The organism is Bacteroidota bacterium, from assembly GCA_030706565.1.
In the GTDB taxonomy this organism is placed as follows: domain Bacteria; phylum Bacteroidota; class Bacteroidia; order Bacteroidales; family JAUZOH01; genus JAUZOH01.
In genome coordinates, this window is the sequence record JAUZOH010000434.1 from 1 (window position 1) to 3,002 (window position 3,002).

Here is a 3,002-nt window from a genome sequence, read left to right on the forward strand (position 1 = left end):
GTTGGCATAGCTGGCTTTTTAATCAGGAATTGATACTTTTACCCCGTCAAATGAATGATTTAGATCTGAAGACATTATTAAAACTGAAATCTAAAAAAATTACAAAATGAGACTACGTTATCTTTTATGCTGTATTATTTTTTTAATCTTTTGTCACCTCTCTTCTTTCGGAAGGGAAAAAATTAAAATCGATTTCGACTGGAAATTTATGCTTGGGGATTATAAAGAAGCCATGAATCCCCAATATGACGATTCTAAATGGAATACGGTCAACCTGCCCCATGATGCGAGCATCTACGGAAATTTTGTAAAGGACAGCCTGGGAGGAACCCGTCAAAATGGTTTTCGTCCGCGCCATATAGGTTGGTACAGAAAACATCTCAATATAAAAGAGGGATTGGAAGGGAAAAGGATTTTCCTCGAATTTGAAGGTGTTTACCGCGCTTCAGATGTTTGGGTTAACGGCATTCATTGTGGTACCTTTTTAAATGGGTATCTTGATTTTCAATATGATATCACCTCCCTGGTGAAACCCGGGGAAAATATTATTGCTGTCCGATATGACAATACCTTTAAAGAAAGTTCCCGGTGGTATACCGGCGAAGGAATCACCAGGGATGTTTACCTCAACATTGTGGATAATCTCCATGTCGACCGCTATGGCACATATATTACAACGCCTAAAACCGGGAAGGATAAAGCGCAGGTAAAAGTAGAAACGAAGGTCATCAATCAATCTGCAGACTCCGTTCAATGCAGGCTGGTTACTAATATTCTTTCCCCCTCAGGCAATATTGTGGCTTCACGAACTTCCCTGATCCCTTTGGGGAAAAATGAAAAATTTGAGATTAATCAGGAATTTGAAATCAGAGATCCCCGGGTGTGGGACATTGACAATCCTCAACTTTATAAAGCAATATCCATTATTTATAATAAAGAACAATTGGTTGACACTTATGAAACCACATTTGGCATAAGGGAGGTTGATTTTAACCCGGAACAGGGATTTTTGCTGAACGGCAGGAAAGTTTTCCTGAAAGGAGTATGCCTTCACCACGATTTAGGCCCCTTAGGAGCAGCATCATTTGAAAGGGCCTGGGAAAAACGTCTGGATATATTAAAAAATAAATTAGGCTGCAATGCAATCCGATTGAGTCATAATCCCTATCCAAAATATGTTCTTGACTGGTGCGACAGAAACGGAATGCTTGTTTTTGATGAAGCTTATGACAAATGGAATGAGCAATATTACGGTCCTGGTGAAAAATTTGAAGATCATTGGAAGCAGGATGTAGAAACCTTTATAAAGAGAGACAGGAATCATCCTTCCGTTTTTGTCTGGAGTGTGGGAAATGAAGTGGTTCAGCAACAAAAGAAAGACAAGGATACTATAGAATCAGGCGTTTCACTTTTAAAGGAGATGCTTGCTTTTGTACATGAACTGGAACCAGCGAGAAAAGTGACCTGCGCGCTGTATCCGGCACGCTACAATGGGATAAAATACAATGATCCGAAATTCTACATCTCTTCGCCTCATCAAATGGCTTTCTACCCGGATGTAATGAGCGTCAACTACCAATCTTCCTTTTTTAAAAAGGACCATGAAAAATATCCGCAACTCATCTTTCTCTCAAGCGAACTGGCTACAGGTGAGGCAGGATACGACTATTTCAATTATGACCATTCCTATTCCTGCGGCCAGTTTTACTGGGGAGGAACAGAATATATAGGCGAATCTTTTGGTTGGCCTTCCAAAGGATGGATTAACGGCGCAATTGATCTATGTGACAATTTTAAACCTGTGGCCTACAGTATAGAAAGTTTTTACAGCGACCGTCCTATGGTTCAGATCGCAGTCCTTGACAAAAACAAATCGGAAAACAAATTGTGGAATGATGCAAAAATAAGCTGGAAGCCAATGTTTTTCCACTGGAACTGGCAAAAGGATGAAAAGCTGACCGTACAAACTTTTACTAACTGCGACAGCGTGCAATTGTATATTAACGGAAAATCTGCAGGGATCGAAAGTATCCTGAACAAAAAACTGCCTCAACTTTTCTGGAATGTGGCATTTGAAAAAGGAAAAATTGAAGCCCAGGGGATTAAAAATGGGAAAATCGTGGCAAAAAATGTTTTAACCACTGCCGGGGAAGCATATCGCATCATATTGGAAGCCGACAGGGATACCATCAAAGCAGACGGCCTGGATCTTTCTTATATAACCGTTAAAGTAGTTGATAAAAATGGAATTGTTGTCCCAACTGCATCAAATAAAATATTTTTTTCGGTCTCAGGAGAAGGGACAAATGCGGGAGTCGGAAACGGGAATATTATGAGTGATGAATTATGGCAGGCCAATTCCCGAAGTGCATTCAACGGAGAATGTCAATTGATCGTACGGTCAGCAGGAAATACTGGAAAGGTTGTGATAGCGGTCCACTCCAAAGGGCTGAAACCTGCCCATCTTATTTTGCACACCCTTTAAAAGGATACACACAGGGATATTCCCCATAAAGAAAAAATCAACGAAATGCCGGATTTTCTTTTCCGGTTTAGATACAAAAAAAGCACCCCAAAGGCGCTTTTTTTGTATCTGTACTAAAGATTAAATTGACAAAATGAAATTTAAATATTGAAGATCATATTTATTTTTCAAAACCACCATATTCTCAGGAATAACTGATTATTTTTCCCAGTTGTCTGTTCTAAAGGATGAAGCAGGTAACCCTTCTGTGTTATATAGATCGCCCACAATAAAATCCTTAAAGGCATACCTTACCGATACAGGGTCTTTTACCTCCTCAGAGGTCAATATCACAGAACTCCCTGAAATGGATGCTTTTGCAGGATAAAAAGTTTTGTCATTCCCTGCAACCTCAAAACAGGATAATTCCTTGCCGTAAGCAGTCAGTCCATTGGCAGCATGGTCGAATTCAATTTTAATCTTGCCTCCGGTAGTTGTCATCGACTTAAAGGTAGGGCCGGAATAACCAATTCCTTTA

2 protein-coding genes are annotated in these 3,002 nt (G+C 39.9%); one reads left to right on the forward strand and one right to left on the reverse strand.

The annotated features are described in order from the left end of the window. The first annotated feature begins 106 nt into the window (after positions 1-106). Entirely contained in the window at positions 107-2,485 is a 2,379-nt protein-coding gene (locus tag Q8907_15215; GenBank protein ID MDP4275621.1) for a glycoside hydrolase family 2 TIM barrel-domain containing protein, read from the forward strand. Positions 2,486-2,683: 198 nt separating this feature from the next. Here the strand turns inward: Q8907_15215 and Q8907_15220 are convergent. Further along, the coding region (locus Q8907_15220; GenBank protein MDP4275622.1) for a sialate O-acetylesterase at positions 2,684-3,002 on the reverse strand (319 nt) is incomplete at its 5' end.